This is a genomic window from Caulobacter sp. SRI_014 (genome assembly GCF_057586315.1).
In genome coordinates this window covers 61,593-79,534 of sequence record NZ_JBYCZQ010000013.1, presented here as the reverse complement: position 1 = coordinate 79,534, position 17,942 = coordinate 61,593, and the positions used below count along the sequence as shown (strand labels likewise).

The window sequence follows — 17,942 nt, the reverse complement described above, 5'->3', positions numbered from 1 at the left end:
GCCCAAAGTTTGCACAGGCGCTCCGTGGCCCGGCCGATTCTCAATTTTCACCGGTTGGCAAACAGTTTGGTGCTCACCTACCCACAGGGGGGAACAGGTCAACGCCATGAAACTGTTCGGAATTCGCTGGCGATTCTTCCGTCAGGCCCAGCCACAGCGGGGCTGGCGCGATGCGGCCATCCTGTTCGGCGTCTACGCCGTGGCGGTGCTGAGCGCCGTCCTGTGGTTCCGCAGCGTCGAAAACTCGACCGCCTTCTGGGCCGCCAATGGCGTTCTGGCGGCCGGATTGCTGTTGCTGCGACCGAAAGTCGCGATCCCGTTCGCCGCCGCCTGTATCGCCATCAATCTGGGGCTCAACGTCATCGGCGGCCTGCCCCTGGCGCTGAACCTGTCCTTCACAGCCCTGAACCTCGGCTACACCCTGACCGTCGTCCTGCTGACCCGCACCTTCTGCGGCGCGGCGCTGGACCTCGGACGACTGCGCCGCTTCGTGCCCTTCCTCATTCTGGTCGGGATCACGGGCGTCGTCGAAGGCCTGATCGGCGGCGCGAGCACGGCCGAGACCCTGGCCAACTACGGTGTCGTCTGGCGCCGTTGGGCGGCCTGCGACGCAACCGGCATGGTGCTGGCTCTGCCGGCCACCCTGATGATGATGCGCGGCATCAACCCTCTGTACGCCGGCCCCGCCAGACTGGCCGAGCGAGTCGCTCTGCTGGCCCTGCTGGGTCTGGGAACCTGGGGTCTGTTCTACATCTCCGCGGCGCCGATCTTCCTGCTGATCTTCCCGGCCCTGCTGTTCGCCGCCTTCCGGCTGGGCGCCGCCTGGGCCTTCCCGGCCGTCTATCTTTCCGCCACCGCCGCCACGATCCAGACCCTGGCCAACAACGGGCCCATCGCCGTGTTCGACGGCAAGCCGCCGTTCATCGAGCTGGGCCTGCTGCAGGTCTTCCTGATCGCCCTGTTGCTGACCGCCTCCCTGGCCACCAGCGCCCTGGCCGAGCGCATGCGCACCGAGCAACGCCTGCGCCGCAAGGCCTCCGCCACCGCCGCCGCCCGGGCCCGGGTCGACCAGGTGACCGCCACCCGCGAGCGCTTCCTGGCCGTCGTCGGCCATGAGATCCGCACGCCGCTGAACGGTATCCTCGGCTTCGGTGAAGCGCTGGCCAAACGCGACGACCTGGCCCCCGAGGCCCGCCGGCAGGTCGAGATGATCGGCCGCTCGACCCAGGAGCTGATGACCATCATCGAGGACATTCTCGACTTCAGCCGCATCGAGACCGGCCAGCTGGAGATCCAGCCCGCTCCGGCCGATCTGGCGCCCGCCCTGGTCCGCACCGTTGAGGCCGCCGGCCCCAAGGCCGCCGCCAAGTCCCTCACCCTGAGCCTCGACTGCGAGGCGCTCGGTCACGCCCGTCACCAGGTCGACCTGCGCCGCGTGCAGCAGGTGCTGAGCCATCTGGTCGACAACGCCGTGAAGTTCACCGACGCCGGCGAGGTCACCGTCACCGTCGAGCGCACCGCCCTCGAAGACGCCGATTTCCTGGTCGTCACCGTCGCCGACACGGGCCCCGGCGTGGCGCCGGCCCAGCGCGGCGACCTGTTCAAACCCTTCGCCCAGCACGACGCCTCGCTGTCGCGCCGCCATGCCGGGGCGGGCCTTGGCCTCTCCATCTGCAGCTCGATCGTCGAGTTGATGGGCGGCGAAATCGGCTACCGGGCCGGCGAGACCGGCGGCTCCCGCTTCTGGTTCGCCCTCACCCTGCCCCGCCTTGAGGCGGCCGAAGAGGAAGACCTCGGCGAACGGGCCCCGCGCATCCTGGTGGTCGACGACCATCCGATGAACCGCGAGGTCGCCCGCCTGTTCCTCGACGCCTTCGGCTGTGAAGTCTCCGAGGCCGAGGACGGCGCCGCCGCCGTCGAGGCGGCCAAGGTCGGCGGCTTCGACCTGATCCTGATGGACCTGCGGATGCCCGGCGTCGACGGTTTGGCCGCCACCCGGATGATCCGGGCGCTGGGCGGTCCGGTAGCCCGGACGCCGATCCTGGCCGTCACCGCCGACGTCATGCGCGAAGACGTCGAACGCTGCCGCGCCGCCGGCATGAACGGCCATGTGCCCAAGCCGATCAGCCAGGAGCGGCTGCTCAATGCCCTGAGCGCCGCCCTCCAGGGCCGCGAGGCCTTCCCGGACGCGGCGGCCGCCTGACCCTCGACAAGCCCGCGCCTTGGGCGGAAGGTGATCTGGACAACCGGCGTTCAGCGTAACCTTGTCGACTGAGGAGACGGCCGATGAAGTCCCTGCGTCCGATACTCGCCGCCATCGCCCTGCTGGCCTTGGCCGGCTGTGAGCAGAAACCTGCCAAGCCCGCCGCCCCGGCCGCCGCCACCGAGACCGTCGGCCTCAATGCCGAAATCGACAACGACGTCCAGCAGAAGAGCGTCGCCGAGCCCGCCTTCCGCGGCGCGGTCCTGCAGGGCCCGGTGCGTTATGCCGACGACATCCTGACCGCCGTCGACAGCCGCCTGCTGGTCCGGCTGAAGGACAACTCTGCCCTGACCGTCGGGCCCAACGCCCGCATCAGCATCGACAAGTTCGTCATCGACACCGACGCCAGCGCCCCCGGAGCCGCCGTCTCGGTCGCCAAGGGCGCCTTCCGCTTCGCCTCCGGCGGCCAGGGCGCCAAGCCGGACAATGTACGCTTCAACACCCCGCTGGCCGCCATCGGCATTCGCGGCACCATCCTCGAAGGGGTGGTGGGTCCCGACGCTCTCAACGTCATCGGCGCAGGCCCCTGGCTCGCCATCCTGTCGCTGGACCCTGAGACGGCCACCGTCATCGTGCTGCGCGAGGGGATCATCGAAATCCGCTTCGGCGACGAAGTCATCACCCTCGACGAACCGGGCGACGCCATCGCCCTGGGCGGAACCCGCCGCTCGACGGTGTTCAAGATGCCAGGCCCGGCGTCCGCGCGCCTCGATGCTCTGTTGGCCCCGCGCGGCGTGGGCACGCGCCCTCCGGCGACGCCCGCGGCCGACACGCCGCCCACCACGCCGCCTGTCGCCGACGGTGGCGGCAAAACCCCGCCGCCGCGCAGGCCGCCACCGACCCGCCGCGATCCGGCCGGCGGCGTCTCGGACGACAACTACTCCCATGACAACGAGGCGGTCGGCGGCTCCGGCGGCGGCCGCCCGACCCTGACCCGCGGCGACGGCAGCGCCGTGCCTCCCAGCACCCGCTCTCCGCCGCCGCCTCGCACCTACGGCGCGCCCCTGCGCCCCCGCGACAGCGGCCCCGGGGCGCCCAATCTGACGATTCCCCTCCCCAGCGGCACGCCGACACGTGAGCGGGCGCCCACGACCCAGCCCAAGGCCCCGGCCCGCGAGCCCGCCCCGTCCACCCAGCTGCAATCCCAGCCGCCGGCGACCCGCGTCGCCCCGACCCCCGCCAAGGACCAGCCGCCGCCCGCGCCGCAGAAGCCCCTCAGCTAAACAACCCGTTAACGCGAACGGCCCTAGCCTCCCCTCAATCGGGACGAGCCAGGAGGCCGCCGCCATGTCCGTTACCCGCACCGGCAGTTTTCGCCGCAGCTACGACCATTTCGAGCCCGACAGCGACAGCGATCCCCACGCCCAGCGCCGCACCCGCGGCCTTCTGGACCAGATCGACTATGCCGCCTACGCCGCCAACAAGGAGCTGATCGGCCAGGCCCTCGGCCAGGGCGACATCCGCAAGTTTCAGCGGCTGGCTATCGCCGCCGCCCAGGCCCGCGCCGTCTGGGTCGCCCAAGCCCTGGCCGCCTCGGCCAGCGGCGGCAAGCTCAGCACCGCCGACCTGGCCCAGCTGACCCATCTACGCACCACCTTCGAGGAACTGACCGAGGCCTATGAGGCCATGCGGCGGATGGTCGAGCGCGGCTACATGCAGATGCCCGCGCCGCCCCCGACCTAGAGGAGGGCGGCTAACGCTTTTTCCCGAGCTCGGCGGCGATATCCTTGGTCATCTTGCCGACCTTCCGGTGCGCCGCCGTCAGCTGGTCCCGGGTCACGCCCCAGCGCTTCATCCAGTATTCGACCGCCTGACGCTCTGAGAGGTCGAGGCGCTCCTTGTCGATGAAGCCTCGCTTGTCCTTGAGGCCGGCCATGTCTGTCTCTCCGCGTGAGTCAGAAGGATCGGCCGATCCGCCGCGCCGATCAATCGCCCTGTTGCGCCGACCTTGGGTCAGCGGGCTAAGCTGAACGACAGGATTCTACCGGGGCCCCCATGACCGACGCCGTCCACGACCTCAACACCACCTTCGGCCTGGTGCGCCGCGTCGAGATGAACCCCGAGGGCCGGGCCATTCTCGAGTACGAGGCCGGCATGCATATGTGCCACTCGGGCGGGGTCGTGCAGGGCGGCTTCGTCACGGGCTGGATCGACGCGGCCATGGCCCACGCCCTGATCGCAAAGCATGGCGAGCAGATCGTGCCGATGAGCCTGGAACTGAAGGTCAGCTTCTTCGCCTCGACCCGCCCGGGCCGGGTGTTCGCCGAGGCCTGGATCGAGGGCGGCGGCAAATCGACCGTCTTTATGGAAGGCCGGCTGACGGACCCGGCCGGCAAGGTTCTGGCCAAGGCCACCTCCACCTTGCGGATCATGGACCGCACCCGGGTCGAGGGCGCCGCCCGGGCCGCCACAACCGGCGGATAGCGGACCGTTCCCATGGCCCCAGAACCGGGTCAGTTTGAGCGGCGATGAAGGATTCCCAGGCCCTTCGTGAAGGCGCGGTCCTGCTGGCCGGCGACAACTCGCCGGACGCCGGCGAGGGCGAGCTCGATTTCGGCCGGTTCGCACCACTGGTCCGAGCCGACCGGCTGTCCGCCGCCGTGCTCGGCGCGAGGGGCCAGGCCCTCTACGCCGACGGCCTGTTTGCCGAGCCCGATGTCGACCTGAGCGACATCCTCGCTGGCCTGCCGCCGGGCAGGGACGGCCGGCCCGTGGTCTTCGACTGGAGCCATCCGTCGGGCCAGGCCATGCCGGTCGCCTTCGGCCCGGTGGCGGCGACCGGCTCCTGGCGGCTGTCGCCCGCCGCCCGCGCGGCCCTCGTCGGCCCCGGCGCCCGGGGCGTGCTGCTGACCGCCGGCAGCTGGCGGGCCGAGGGGGCGCTGGAGGAAACCTGCGCCGCCTATGGCGCGACGGCGGCGCAGGCCAGGCTGCTGGCGGCCGTCGTCCGCGAGGGCGACCTGCGGGCCGCCGCGGTCAGCGTGGGGATCACCTACGCCACGGCCCGCACCCTGGCCGCCGACGCCATGACGCGCATGGGGGTGCGCAAACTCACCGCCCTGATCACACGCATCATCCACCACACCTTCGGGGTTCTGCCGACTGACCATGAGGCCGAGGATCTGCTGCAGGACCTCTGGGGCCTCAACGCCCGCCAGGCGGCCCTGGCCATGGCGGTGGCGCAAGGGTCCGGCCGGGCCGAGGCGGCGCGGTCGCTGGGCATGTCCGAAGCGTTGGCCAAGAAGGAGCTGGCCAACGTCTTCCTCTCCGCGGGGGTGGCCAACGCGGGCGCCCTGAGCCGCCGCGTGGCCGACGCCATGAGCCTGTCGACCCTGGTCAAGGCCACCCACGGCGACATCGTCGGTTCGCCCGAAACGCTGGAGCCGACCGCCTTCGCCGTCCGCCCGGACGGCGGCATGATCGCCTACAGCGACTATGGCCCCAAGGGCGCCCGCCCGGTGCTGATCGTCCACACCAACTTCTCCTCGCGCCATGCGCCGACCCGGCTGGTCGAGGCGCTGCAGGCGGCGGGGCGGCGGCCCTTCGCCATCGACCGGCCGGGCTTTGGCCTGACCGATCCACCCGGAGACATCGACGCCGCCGACCAGGCCATCGACGACCTGGCGCTGGTCATGCAGCGGCTGAAGATGGAGCGCGCCGACCTGGTCGTGCGCGGCGGCATCCGCTTCGTGAAGCGGCTGGCGCGGCAAAGGCCCGAGCTGGTCGGGCGGGTGGTGATGACCTCCGTGCCGCCGGTCAACGCCGACGCGCGGCCCCGGGCGACCTTCTACTACTTCGTCCAGTCGCTCAGCCGGCGGCGGCCGCACCTGATCCGCGACCTGGCCCGGATGAGCGGCCGATTGTTTCCGATCAGCGACATCCGCCGCCACCTCATCGACGCCCTGAAAGGCTCCGCCGCGGACATCGCCGCCATCGAGGACGCCCGCAACTTCGCCGACTACTGGCGGGGCTTGCGGACCTTCTGCGCCGGACGGGTCGAGGGGTTCATCGCCGAACAGGCGCTGCAGGCCAGAAGCCCGCCGCCCTCGCCGCTGGAGGACGCCCGGGACTGGACGGTGATGACCGGGGCGCAGGACCGGCTCTACGACCTGGACGAGGCGGATGCGGCCTGGGCCGCGCTCCTGCCGGGGGCCCGCTTCGTGCGGCTGCCGGACGCCGGCCGGCTGCTGGTCTTCTCCCATCCCGAGGCCGCGGCGAAAGCCCTCGACCAGGCGCCCAAGGGGACTGGCGCGGTACGGTGAGCCTCGTCTATCCTGATCGCTGATAACCAACGGCCGCCAAGAGCCGTCGCACCCAGGAAACGGACACCCAAGATGCACTACGCCGAGCTGAATCACGCCTGGGCCGAACTCACCGGTCCCGGCGGGGCCTTCGAGATCGTCGAGATGGACGTGAACGGCCACTGGATTCGCGGCTTCAAGAATGCGCCGCCCAGCGTGCGCGAGGTCTGGCTTGCGACCCTGCAGTTCGCCGAGCGCGACTACCTGATCTACCAGGACGAACGCATCACCTACGGCCAGGCCCACCAGCTGACCGCCTCCATCGCCGGCTGGCTGATGGCCCAGGGCGTGGCGCCCGGCGACCGCATCGCCATCGCCATGCGCAACTATCCCGAATGGATGCTGATCTACTGGGCCGCCTGCAGCATCGGCGTCGCCGTGGTCGGGATGAACGCCTGGTGGACGGCTCCGGAGATGGCGTTCGGCCTCAGCGACGCGCGGCCCAAGGTGCTGTTCGCCGACGCCGAGCGTCTGGCCCGCATCGCCGAGCAGCCCGACATGCTGGCCGGCGCCCATGTCGTGGCCGTGCGCACCGACACGCCTGACGGCGGCACGCCCTGGAGCGCGGTCATCGGCCATGGCGGCGCCATGCCGGACGTCGCCGTCGATCCCGATTCCGACGCCTGCATCTTCTACACCTCCGGCACCACGGGCTTTCCCAAGGGCGCCCAGCTGACCCACCGGGGCTGCGTCAGCAACCTGATGAACATGCTGTTCTCGGGCCAGGCGGGGGCCATGGTGCTGGCCATGACCACCGGCGTCGTCCCCGACCCCGACAACCCGCCGCCGCCCCCGGCCGTGCTGGTCACCACCCCGCTGTTCCACGTCACCGCCAACAACTGCGGGGCCTACGCGGCCACCGCCATGGGCGGCAAGATGGTGCTGATGTACCGCTGGGACGCCACCCTGGCCCTGGAGCTGATCCAGGCCGAGAAGATCAGCTCGGTCAGCGGCGTGCCGGTCATGGCCCGCGAACTGGTCACCCATCCCGACTTCGCCAAGTACGACACCTCGTCCCTGCTCAGCGTCGGCGGCGGCGGAGCCCAGATCCAGCCGGACCTGGTCGACAAGATCGACAAGACCGTGCCGACGGCCCGACCCAACACCGGCTATGGCATGACCGAGACCTGCGGGGTGATCACCTCGCTGAGCGGCGACTTCTTCGTCGACAAGCCGGCCTCTTGCGGCCGCGCCCTGCCCAACTTCGAGGCCAAGGTGGTCGACGATAACGGCAACGCCTTGCCCACCGGCGAGGTCGGCGAACTGTGGGTGCGCGGCAGCAGCGTCATCAAGGGCTACATCAACCGCCCGGAAGCCACCGCCGAGAGCATCACCGACGGCTGGCTGCACACCGGCGATGTCGCCCGCATCGACGAGGAAGGCTTCATCTTCCTGGTCGACCGCAAGAAGGACATGGTCCTGCGCGGCGGCGAGAACGTCTACTGCGCCGAGGTCGAGGCCGCCGTCTACCGCCACCCGGCGGTGGCCGAGGCGGTGGTGTTCGGCGTCCCCGATGACCGGCTGGGCGAGGAGGTGGCGGCGGCCATTCTGCTGCGCGACGGCCATGCCGCCAGCGCCGACGAGCTGCGCGGCCACGTCGCCGCTCTGATCGCCAAGCACAAGGCCCCCCGCTACATCTGGTTCCTCAGCGAGAACATCCCGCGCAACGCCAGCGGCAAGTTCCTCAAGAAGGACCTCAAGGCCTCGCTGAAGGTCGAGGAAGCCGCATAGCTCAACAGGTCCGGCCGGGCAAAGTCCGCAAAAGCAAAGGCTTAGTCGGCCCGCCGACCGAGCAGGCGCGAACGACTCTCAGTTTGTTCTCCGCCGGGAACTTCGTTCCGGCCGCCGCCGTTGAGCGGGCGAACCCTCAACCCGGAAGAGACCGATGGAAAAGAAGACCTTCACCGCCGACGACGCCCCTGACGCCATCGCCCTGCTCAAGGCCGATCACCGCAAGGTCGAGGAGCTGTTCGAGAAGTACGAGGGCGCCAAGGGCGTCGCGGCGAAGCAGAAGATCGCCGAGCAGATCTGCCTGGAGCTGAAGATCCACACGATCATCGAGGAAACGATCTTCTACCCCGCTTGCGAGGGCAAGATCGACGATGACCTGTTGAAGGAAGCCTTCGTCGAGCATGACGGGGCCAAGATCCTGATCAACGACATCGAGGCCGGCAGCCCCGAGGAGGCCTTCTACGACGCCAAGGTCAAGGTGCTGTCCGAGGAGATCGAGCACCACGTCAAGGAAGAAGAAGCGCCGAGCAAGGGCATGTTCAGCCAGGCCCGCAAGGCCGGGCTCGACATGGACGAACTGGGCCGCCAGATGTTCGCCCGCAAGGAAGAGCTGATGGCACAGGCCAAGGCCGGCGGCCTGGGCGAAGCCAAGACCACCATCGTCCAGAACGATCAGGCGCCGACCTAGGCCCGACGGGCCAGCGATGGCGGGGCGAGGGCTTGGCCCTCCTCCGCCGCTAGCGATCCTCGCGGCGGGCCCAGTGGCGCCGCCCAAGGTCCGCCCGCAGGATTGGCGTTAGCACCAGTTCCAGCGCTATGCCGACACCGGCGATCACCATCAGCAAGCCGATGATCAGGTTTCCCCGCTCAAAGATCTCGGCACGGTCAGGGCTCAGCCCGTGTACCGCCATCCAGGTCCAGACCAGGATGACCCCGACGATCGGCCCGATCGCCATCAACAGCACGAAATAGCGAAGCAATCCGAGGCCCAGGGCCCTGATGTCGAACATGCGCGCCTCCTGACGCGATCATGTTCCGCTCCCCACCGCACGCCTTGATCCTGATCAACGCGGCGCGACGCTACATCGGCGAGGTAGACGGGGCCCTGAGTCGATGGAGATGTCCGATGAGTCCCAGCGCCTGGCGCGGAAATGCGGCCCGTCAGCGGAGCCTTGACCGATCGGTTGTCCGGGCCAGATTTCCAAGCATGTCAGCCACCCGAAGCACCGCCCTCGCCCTGATCGCCCAGTACGGCGGTGACGCCGAGACGATCGCGCTGCTGCGGGCGGCGGAGTATGCGGCGCTGGGGGACGTTCAGGGTCTGGCCGACTGGGACGCGATCATCGCCGACATCCAGCGCCTCGAGCGGGAAGGCCCGGGCGCCGCCGTCCTCAACTGACGTGCTGAGCCGCGAACCAGGGGACGAGGCGGCCGATCGCATCCTCGATCTCGGGCGTCGAGACGGCGAAGCTGAAGCGCATGAAGCGGTGGCCATCGACCGGGTCGAAATCGACGCCCGGGGCGGTGGCGACGCCCGTTTCAGTCAGCAGCCGTTTGCAGAAGCCGATGCTGTCGCCCGTCAGGTGGCCGATGTCGGCCCAGATGTAGAAGGCGCCGTCCGGCGGGGCGATGGCGGTAAGGCCCAGGCGCGGCAGGGCGTCGAGCAGAAGCTCGCGGTTGCGGGCGTAGGTGGCGACGTGGCCCTCCAGTTCGGCAATGTCGTCCATGGCCGCGAGGCCCGCGTGCTGGCTGAGCGACGGCGCGGTCAGGAACAGGTTGCCGACATAGGCCCGGGCGGCCTCCTTCAGGTCGGCGGGCGCGACCAGCCAGCCCAGCCGCCAGCCGGCCATGCTGAAGTATTTCGAGAAGCTGTTGATGATCAGGGCGTTCGGATCGAACTCGAGCATCGAATGGGTCGGGCCGACGTAGGAAAGGCCGTGATAGATTTCGTCCGAGACGATGCGGATGCCCCGCGCCCTGCAGACCGCAGCGATGGCGGCCAGGTCTTCCGGCCCGATGATGGTGCCCGTTGGATTGGCCGGGCTGGCGATGATCAGGCCGGCAGGGGCCGGGTCCATGGCCTCGATCATGGCGGCGGTCAGCTGGTAGCGGCTGGCCGGACCACAGGCGAGTTCGACCGGGACCATGTTCAGGGCGGTGACCGTGCCGCGATAGGCGACGTAGCCGGGCCGGGCCATGGCGATGCGGTCGCCGGGCTGGAAGGCGCTGCTGAGGGCCAGCACCAGGGCCGGCGAGGCGCCGCAGGTCAGGATGATGCGGCCAGGCTCGATGTCGACGCCGTGCAGGGTCCGGTAGCGCTCGGCCAGGGCGGCGCAGAGCGGGGCGCTCTCCCAATAGCCCATGGCCTCGGCGTCGAGCACCTGGTGGGCGGCGGCGATGGCGCTGGTCGGCGCTCCGGTCGAGGGCTGTCCGAACTCCATGTGGATGACGCGCGTCCCCTCGGCCTTGAGGCGGTGGGCCAGACGGCTGATCTCGATGGCGCGGAACGGGTCGGGGGTAGCCATGCTTCGCCGTTAGCGAGTTTCGCCGCCCTCGGCTAGGCTCGGCGAATGAGCCTGACCCGCACCATCACCGCCTTCAACACCGCCACCGCCAGCGAGAACAAGATCCACGCCGACGACGTGGCCAGTCGGTTCGGTTTCACCGGCGGGCTGGTGCCGGGCGTGGATGTGTTCGCCTACCTGGCCCATGCGCCGGTCGCGCTCTGGGGACGGGACTGGCTGAGCGAAGGCCGGATGACGGCCCGGTTCGGCAAGCCGGTCTATGACGGCGACGAGGCGGTGCTGACCGCCGCCGAGCAGGCCGACGGATCGCTGGCGCTCAACATCGCCGCCCGGGGCGTCGACTGCGCGGCCGGGACCGCCTGGCGCACGGATGACCGGACCATCCCGCCCCTGCTGGATGAAGCCCCGCTTCCCCGCCCTGAAGACCGTCCGCCGGCCTCGCCGGACAGCCTGCCGGTCGGCCATGTGTTGGGCACTCTGAAGGAGATCTACTTCGCCGACGTCGGCCTCTCCCATCTGCAGAACACCCGCGAAGACCCGGACCTGTTCGACGGCGGCGACATCGCTAATCCCGCCTACATGCTGCGCCGGGCAAACTATGTGCTGGCCCAGTCGGTCCGGCTCGGCCCCTGGATCCATCTGGAGAGCGACGTGCGGCTGCACGGCCTGATCCGCGACGGCGAACTGATGGAGACCCGTGGCGTGGTGGTCGAGAACCTCGAGAAGAACGGCCACCGGATCGTCACCCTCGACTTCGCCGTCAGCTCGCGCGAGCGGCTGGCGATGTCGGGCCGACACTGGGCGATCTACGAGCCCCGGCAGGTCCGCGAACGCGGCTGAACGTCCGTCGGTTCATGCCCGGTTCAAGCGCCGGGCAAGAAGCTGGTTTGACTCCCTCCAATCCCTCGTGGTGAGGTTAATTTCGAGGGCGACAGGGGGCCTCCTTTTCTCATGAACCGTCTCATCGCGCTCGCCGCCGCCGCGCCGCTCGCCCTGTTCGCCGGCCAGGCCCTCGCCCAGACGCCCGCCCCGCCGCAGGCCGAAGTCCTGCGCTTCGAGGCCCCGCAGCGGCCCATTGCCGTCACCCTGCCGACACCCGGCGAATGCCGCGCCCTGCTGCCGGTCAGCAGCAGCGCCCCGTCCAAGGTTCCGGTCGATGTCACCGGCGCCACGATCCTGTCCAAGGATGACCTGCGCGAAGGCTGGCTGCATCTGGGCGACAACGACGCCGGGGCGGACACCCCCAACAAGGTCGCCGCCTGGGTCGACTGCCGCTATGCCCAGCTGGGCTATGTCGGGGCCCGCAGCAGCATCACCCGCCAGGGCACGACCTGGACCATCGCCGTGCGCGAGGGCCGCATCAACGGCCTGCAGGTCCAGGGCGCCGACGCCTCGCAGGAAGCCTTCATCCGCCGCGCCTTCTCGGACGTGAAGGTCGGCCAGCTGCTCAACGCCCGCGATCTCAAACGCGGCGCCGACGCGGCCTCCCGCTTCGGCTTCTGGGGCGTCTCGCCCTCGGTCACGCCGGATGGCGACGGCGTCGTGCTGGTGCTCAACGTTTCCCCCGGCCCGCCCGGCGTCTTCCTGAGCGCCCAGAACGCCTCGGCCGAGACGGTCGGAACCTGGAGCGGCGGGGCCAGCCTGATCTTCGGCGACCTGACCCCGCTGCACGAGCGGACCATCATCGGCGTCTTCCACGACCTCACCGGCGATGGCCAGCGCGGCGCCCAGATCTCGAGCCAGGTCCTGATGACCAACTCGGGCCTGGAGCTGAAGGGTGACCTCGCCATCTTCGAACAGTCGCCGGACGAACGCGCCCCCAACCTCGACACCGAGGGTGTGACCCGCGTCGGGCGCCTCGAACTGCGCCACCCCCTGGGCCTGGCCAGCAACAATCGCTCGACCGTCCTCTTCGCCGGCCGCGCCGGCTACGAAGCGATCGACCAGGACACCGACCTGGCCGAAGGGCCCTTCTCCGGCGCCGCCACGGTCCGCGACCGCCTGCGGGTGGCCTACGCCGGGGTCCAGGCCGACTTCCGGTCGGAAAATACGACGGCGTACGGATACTTCAGCGTCCGCAAGGGCCTCGATGGCCTGGGCGCCTCCGACGAGGGCGACGCCCTGCTCAGTCGCGTCGACGCCGATCCGGCCGCCCTAGTCGTGCGCTTCGAAGGGGCCGCCTCGATCAACTCCGGCGGCTTCCTGATCGAGCCGCGCCTGCGGGCCCAGATCTCGGACAAACCGCTCCTCCAGTACGAGGAATTCACCTACGGCGGCCTGATCGGCGGCCGGGCGCTGGACCCCGGCGCCCTGTTCGGCGACAGCGGCGTCAGCGGTTCGCTCGACGTCTATGGCCCCGCCGCGAAGCTGGGGACCCGCTTCGCGGTCCGGCCCGCGGCCTTCGTCGAGGGCGCCTGGGCGACCAACGAGGATGACCTCGGCCCCATCGTCGACCGGCTGGAAAAGCACGGCGCCTTCGCCGGGGCCGGAGTGCGGTTCAGCTTCGACGGCCGCTGGAACCTGGATGTGCTCTACGCCGCGCCGCTGGGCGACACGGTCGGGGTGCCCGACCAGTTCGTCGGCCCCAAGGTCTCAATAGGCATATCGGGCGGGTTCAGCTTCTGAGGCCTTGGCCACGGCCGTCGCCAGCCGAGCCTCGACCACCTCCGCCGACAGCTGCAGCACCAGGGCGGCATCCCGCTGTTCGCCACTGATCAGCCCGCCGGCCACCAGCTGTTCGCCCAGCCGCTGGCTCATCCCCTTGCCGCGGGCCAACGCCGCCTGCAGGTCGTTGTGGCTGATCGCCCCGCCCCGCACCAGCAGGTCGCCCAGCCGCACATAACCGCTGCGGATATCGCGCCACAGGGCCGCCTCGTCCGAGGCGCTGATCCGCCCCTGCCCCCGCACCTTGGCCAGCGCGGCCCGACCTTGCGCGAACGGATTCTGTTCCCAGGCAAAGCGGATCGCAAACGCGATGTCGCTGAGCGGCGCATAGAGATAGCGCACGGTCTTCACCCCGGCCGCCCCCAGCACCTTCTCCAGCTCGGCCCGCTTTGCTGGCGCCAGCGGCTCGGCCAGGGCGACGTCGAGGGTGCCGTTCTGCCGCCGCAGCGGCACGGCGGCGAACCAGGCGGCCTGTTCCGGCTTGAGGGTCCACAGCACGCCGCTGTCGATCTGGAAGGGATCGAACATGGAGGCATAGACCTCGCCCCGCTCGGCGAAGGCCTCGGCCAGGTGCTCGTCTTCAACAAGACCGAGATCCAGCAGCTGCAGACCGATCGGCCGGTACGACTGCTTCTGGGCGGCCAGCGCCTTCTCCAGCCCTGCCTCGTCCAAATGGTTCCAGAACCGCAGCACGTCGCCGACCCGGCCGCCCCGCTCCAGCTCCGACAGCGAGGGATAGCTGTGCTGGGTCTTGTCCCAGGCGATGGTCCGGCCGGTGATCAGATGGCTGACGTACTGCCGCAGCGACCGGAAGAAGGCCCCGAAGCCGATCAGGTTAGAGACCACGATCCGCACCGGCGTCAGCGGCACATGCTTGAGCCCATGATTGATGCCGGTGAACCAGGCCCTGTGCAGGATGCGGTTGACGAGGAACAGGAAGTTGAAGGCCACCAGCCACCAGACCCACCACCGGTCGATGATCGGCGGCAGCTTGGCCACCTGCGGCCAGATCGCCGCCACGCCCCAATAACCCAGCACCTGGATGACGATCAGATAGGCCAGCGCCCCGACCGGCGAGGTGAAAAGCGCCTTGCGATCCCGGAACAGGTAATAGCGATTGGACAGCGACCCGAACCATCCAAGCTGCTTCCATCCCAGATAGGAAATACCAAGCATCCACCGGGTCTTTTGCCGCACGGATGTCTGGAACCTGTCGGGGAAGAACTCCTTGGTGGCGACCAGCTCGCGCTTCATCACCGTCACCTCGCCCTTGCCGATCCAGCGCTTGCGCTGGCGCGGCACCCGGGCGTGATAGCGGATGAACTCGGACGGATAGCCCAGGCTGGCCAGCCGGTGGGCGACGTCATAGTCCTCGGTCAGGCTGTCGGTGTTGAACGGCTGGCCGTCCTTCTCCCGCACCAGGGCCAGCATGGCCGAGCGGGCGAAGGCTGTGGCGACCCCGGCCGAGGGGGTCATCCGGGTCAGGCCCGAACGGACCGGCAGGTCCTTGGTGTGGAACTCGGCGAACTCGTCCATGTAGTGGCAGGCGACCAGCTTGTGCCACTGGCGGTCCATGGAAAGGACCGGCATCTGGATCATGCCGTTGTCTTCGATGAACCAGTTGACGGTTTTCAGCCCGTAAGGGTGAACCACGTCCTCGGCGTCGTGCATCAGGAAGACGTCGAACTTCTCGCCCGTCCGCTGCTCGTGCAGCAGGATGTTCTGGACCAGCCAGTTGAGGCAGTCGGCCTTGCTGGTCGGGCCGTCGTGCGGCACCTCGGCCAGATAGGTGTTGGGGAAGCGCTGGCGGACCTTTTCCACCTCGCGCCGGGTGTCGGGATCGTTGGCGTAGACGCCGACGAAGATCTTGTAGCGGGCGTAGTCGAACGTCTTGTTGGTGTTGGCCACCATGTTGGCGATGACGTCGCTCTCCTGCCAGGCCGGCACCATGATGGCGATCAGCTTTTCGGGATGAGCGTCCAGCCGTGCCTGCTTGGGCGAACGGCCCCAGAAGTCCCACAGCCTTTCCCAGCGCTGCCACCAGTACATCAGGTCGATGAACAGGTCGTCGATCGAGCTGATGGTGATCAGCACGGCGGTGACGATGATCGCCACCTTCAGCACGCCCCAGTAGCCGAGGACGGCCGCGAAGGCGCTGTCGCCGGTGATGCCCGCCGACGCCAGCCAGGCCGCGATCTGCGCCAGGACGCTGTCCATCACCCCCCCCAACCCGTTGGCACGGGTTAACCGGCATTCAGCCTTTCCACGCCTTCGGCCGCAAGTCTGCTCGCGTATTGACGCATAAGGATTTCGGCGATGCGCTCGGAAGCGTAGCCATCCCCGAACGGGCTGAGCGCTTTGGACATCTTCAGCCGCTCGTCCTCGTTGGTGAGGAGCAGGCAAGCCTCGGCGACCACGCTGTGGCGGTGCACGCCGACCAGGCGGGCGACGCCGGCGGTGACCGCCTCCATCCGCTCGGTGGACTCGCGCAGGATCAGGACCGGCACGCCGAAGACGGGCGCTTCTTCCTGGACGCCGCCGCTGTCGGACAGGATGGCGACGCTGCTCTTCAGCAGGCTGAGGAAGTCCGGGTACTCGAGCGGACCGACGATGCGGATGCGCAACTGGTCGCCGAGGACCCGGAAAACCTGCTGGCGCAGGGCCGGGTTGGCGTGGGCGACGAAGACGATTTCGACGTCCGGCACGTGGTCGCGGATGTCGACGAGGGCGTGCAGCACCTGCTCCATGTTCTCGCCCCAGTTCTCGCGCCGGTGCAGGGTGACCATGATCCGGCGCAGGCCGGCGGTCGGCGGCTCGGGCGTGATGCCGGCCGCGGTGAGGCGCACGCTGTCGACGCCGGTGTTGCCGGTGACATGGACGCGGTCCTCTCGAACACCCTGACGATGCAGGTTGGCGGCGGCGACGCCGGTCGGCGCGAAATGGAGGTCCGCCAGTTGGCCCACCACGCAGCGCCAGCCCTCCTCCGGGAAGGGGCTGGCCAGGTCGAAGGTGCGCAAGCCCGCCTCGACATGCGCCACCGGGATGCGGCGGGCGAAGGCGGCCATGGCGCCGGCGGCGGTCGAGGAGGTGTCGCCCTGCACGACCACCAGGTCGGGGGCGGTGCGCTCGAAAGCCAGGTCCAGCTCGTGCATGACATGGGCAAATCGGCCGCCCAGGCTGGCGTCGTTGGCCGGGGGGTCAAGCGACAGGTCCGGCTCGATGCCGAGGGTGATCAGGGTCTGGCGGTTCAACGCCGCCTGCTGCTCGGTCGAGATCCAGACGGGGTCGAACCCGGTCTTTGCTTTCAGAGCCGCCCTGACGGGCGCCAGTTTCACCACTTCAGGCCGGGTGCCGGCCACGATCGCCACCTTCACGGTGTTAGCCCCTGTTAGGGGGGCGACCCGTCGTCGTCCCCTGGGGCGTGGTTTGGATGAACGGGATTGAACGCGTTCTGAGGTCGCCGTTGGCTGGCGTTCATATTCCAGTCGGCGAACTAGGAATTAGCTAGCCAGGCCAATGGCTTTCAGCCGCTCATGCAGGAACTCGCCGGCAGAGATGTCGGGATACTTTTTCCCTTCATCACCAACGCACTGCGGCAGGACGTCGAGTCGCGTCGCCAGGGTCGGGTGCATGAAGAAGGGCATGGAGTAGCGGCTGGCGTTCTCCGCCCCCTCCGGATTGACCACCCGGTGGGTCGTCGAGGGGATGACGCCGTTGGTCAGGCGCTGAAGCATGTCGCCCGAATCGACGATCAGGTTGCGCGGGGCCGTCTCGACCGGCAGCCAGGTCCCGTCGCGGTCCAGGAGCTGCAGCCCGGCGCCCTTGGCGGCCACCAGGATGGTGATGAAGTTAATGTCCTCATGCGCCGCCGAGCGCACGGCGCCGTCCGGGTCACCGTTGATCGGCGGGTAGTGCAGGACACGCAGCAGCGAGGTGCCGTACTTCACCCGCTCGTCGAAATAGTCCTCCGGCAGGCCGAGGTTGGGGGCCAGGGCGCGCAGCAGGATCTGGCCTGTCTCGTTCAGAGCCGCGAACAGGCGGGTGAAGGTGTCCTGGAATTCCGCGATCTCGGCGGGCCAGACGTTCTCCGGGAAGGGCTCATCGGCGGGCGCATCCGGCGAGGGATCGTGGCCGATCTGCCAGAATTCCTTGAGGTCCGGCTTGCTGCTGTCCTTGGCGTGCTCGACGCCGAAGGGGGTGTAGCCGCGCATGCCGGCGGCGTAGGCGCGCTTGGCGCTTTCCGGCAAGGCGAAGACCTTCTCGGCCAGGCCATAGGCCTTCTCGAGCAGGTCCGGCGAGACGTTGTGGTCGGCCAGGGTGAAGAAACCGAACTCCTTCAGGCCCCGGAACAGGTCGGCGGAGAACTGCGCGCGGCTGGCGGCGTCGCCGTGGGTGTAGGCCTTGAGGCTGAGTTCGGGGACGTGTCTGGTCATCTTGCTGTCTCGCCAGTTGGGCGGATGT

16 protein-coding genes are annotated in these 17,942 nt (G+C 69.2%); 10 read left to right on the top strand and 6 right to left on the bottom strand.

Going from position 1 to position 17,942, the window contains the following annotated elements; genetic code table 11:
- Positions 1 to 106 precede the first annotated feature (106 nt).
- The 3 genes from AC2YG9_RS20745 (at position 107) to AC2YG9_RS20735 (ending at position 3,946) form a co-directional block, all read left to right on the top strand.
- A complete protein-coding gene (locus AC2YG9_RS20745) occupies positions 107 to 2,203 on the top strand; it encodes a response regulator (RefSeq protein WP_487299902.1) in 2,097 nt (698 codons plus the stop codon).
- 83 nt (positions 2,204 to 2,286) lie between these two features.
- Positions 2,287 to 3,486 (top strand): FecR domain-containing protein, encoded by a 1,200-nt coding sequence (locus AC2YG9_RS20740; RefSeq protein WP_487299901.1) that lies wholly within the window; start codon positions 2,287 to 2,289, stop codon positions 3,484 to 3,486.
- A 64-nt stretch (positions 3,487 to 3,550) separates the two neighbouring features.
- Positions 3,551 to 3,946: a hypothetical protein gene (locus AC2YG9_RS20735; RefSeq protein WP_487299900.1), complete on the top strand. Its 396-nt coding sequence runs from the start codon at positions 3,551 to 3,553 to the stop codon at positions 3,944 to 3,946.
- Between the two features lie 10 nt (positions 3,947 to 3,956).
- Here AC2YG9_RS20735 and AC2YG9_RS20730 read toward each other — a convergent pair whose 3' ends face one another.
- Positions 3,957 to 4,139: a DUF3606 domain-containing protein gene (locus tag AC2YG9_RS20730; protein ID WP_110118570.1), complete on the bottom strand. Its 183-nt coding sequence runs from the start codon at positions 4,137 to 4,139 to the stop codon at positions 3,957 to 3,959.
- A 119-nt stretch (positions 4,140 to 4,258) separates the two neighbouring features.
- Here AC2YG9_RS20730 and AC2YG9_RS20725 point away from each other — a divergent pair, with 119 nt between their 5' ends.
- The 4 genes from AC2YG9_RS20725 (at position 4,259) to AC2YG9_RS20710 (ending at position 8,980) form a co-directional block, all read left to right on the top strand.
- Positions 4,259 to 4,687, top strand: coding sequence for a PaaI family thioesterase (locus AC2YG9_RS20725; protein WP_487299899.1), 429 nt, complete (start codon positions 4,259 to 4,261; stop codon positions 4,685 to 4,687).
- Between the two features lie 44 nt (positions 4,688 to 4,731).
- Positions 4,732 to 6,522: an alpha/beta fold hydrolase gene (locus AC2YG9_RS20720; RefSeq protein WP_487299898.1), complete on the top strand. Its 1,791-nt coding sequence runs from the start codon at positions 4,732 to 4,734 to the stop codon at positions 6,520 to 6,522.
- Positions 6,523 to 6,594: 72 nt separating this feature from the next.
- The gene (locus AC2YG9_RS20715; protein WP_487299897.1) at positions 6,595 to 8,292 is read left to right on the top strand and encodes a class I adenylate-forming enzyme family protein; all 1,698 of its coding nucleotides are present in this window, start codon (positions 6,595 to 6,597) and stop codon (positions 8,290 to 8,292) included.
- Positions 8,293 to 8,446: 154 nt separating this feature from the next.
- Positions 8,447 to 8,980, top strand: coding sequence for a hemerythrin domain-containing protein (locus tag AC2YG9_RS20710; RefSeq protein ID WP_487299896.1), 534 nt, complete (start codon positions 8,447 to 8,449; stop codon positions 8,978 to 8,980).
- Positions 8,981 to 9,029: 49 nt separating this feature from the next.
- Here AC2YG9_RS20710 and AC2YG9_RS20705 read toward each other — a convergent pair whose 3' ends face one another.
- Entirely contained in the window at positions 9,030 to 9,302 is a 273-nt protein-coding gene (locus tag AC2YG9_RS20705) for a hypothetical protein (RefSeq protein ID WP_487299895.1), read from the bottom strand.
- A 197-nt stretch (positions 9,303 to 9,499) separates the two neighbouring features.
- On the opposite strand from AC2YG9_RS20705, the gene AC2YG9_RS20700 reads away from it, so the two are divergent.
- The gene (locus AC2YG9_RS20700) at positions 9,500 to 9,691 is read left to right on the top strand and encodes a hypothetical protein (protein ID WP_487299894.1); all 192 of its coding nucleotides are present in this window, start codon (positions 9,500 to 9,502) and stop codon (positions 9,689 to 9,691) included.
- On the opposite strand, the gene AC2YG9_RS20695 is transcribed toward AC2YG9_RS20700, so the two are convergent.
- Positions 9,684 to 10,817 (bottom strand): pyridoxal phosphate-dependent aminotransferase, encoded by a 1,134-nt coding sequence (locus AC2YG9_RS20695; protein ID WP_487299893.1) that lies wholly within the window; start codon positions 10,815 to 10,817, stop codon positions 9,684 to 9,686. The genes AC2YG9_RS20700 and AC2YG9_RS20695 overlap by 8 nt on opposite strands.
- Positions 10,818 to 10,862: 45 nt before the next feature.
- On the opposite strand from AC2YG9_RS20695, the gene AC2YG9_RS20690 reads away from it, so the two are divergent.
- Both AC2YG9_RS20690 and AC2YG9_RS20685 read left to right on the top strand, forming a co-directional pair.
- Complete coding sequence (locus AC2YG9_RS20690) at positions 10,863 to 11,657, top strand: hypothetical protein (protein ID WP_487299892.1); 795 nt, start codon at positions 10,863 to 10,865, stop codon at positions 11,655 to 11,657.
- 111 nt (positions 11,658 to 11,768) lie between these two features.
- Positions 11,769 to 13,442, top strand: a complete 1,674-nt coding sequence (locus AC2YG9_RS20685; RefSeq protein WP_487299891.1) for a ShlB/FhaC/HecB family protein — start codon at positions 11,769 to 11,771, stop codon at positions 13,440 to 13,442.
- Here AC2YG9_RS20685 and AC2YG9_RS20680 read toward each other — a convergent pair.
- From AC2YG9_RS20680 to AC2YG9_RS20670, 3 genes are all read right to left on the bottom strand, one after another.
- Positions 13,410 to 15,698 carry a glycosyl transferase family protein gene (locus AC2YG9_RS20680; protein WP_487299890.1) on the bottom strand — a complete coding sequence of 763 codons (2,289 nt, stop codon included), beginning with the start codon at positions 15,696 to 15,698 and terminating at the stop codon, positions 13,410 to 13,412. The genes AC2YG9_RS20685 and AC2YG9_RS20680 overlap by 33 nt on opposite strands.
- A gap of 26 nt (positions 15,699 to 15,724) precedes the next feature.
- The gene (gene wecB, locus AC2YG9_RS20675; protein ID WP_487299889.1) at positions 15,725 to 16,855 is read right to left on the bottom strand and encodes a non-hydrolyzing UDP-N-acetylglucosamine 2-epimerase; all 1,131 of its coding nucleotides are present in this window, start codon (positions 16,853 to 16,855) and stop codon (positions 15,725 to 15,727) included.
- A 126-nt stretch (positions 16,856 to 16,981) separates the two neighbouring features.
- Complete coding sequence (locus tag AC2YG9_RS20670; protein WP_487299888.1) at positions 16,982 to 17,914, bottom strand: isopenicillin N synthase family dioxygenase; 933 nt, start codon at positions 17,912 to 17,914, stop codon at positions 16,982 to 16,984.
- Between the last annotated feature and the right edge of the window lie 28 nt (positions 17,915 to 17,942).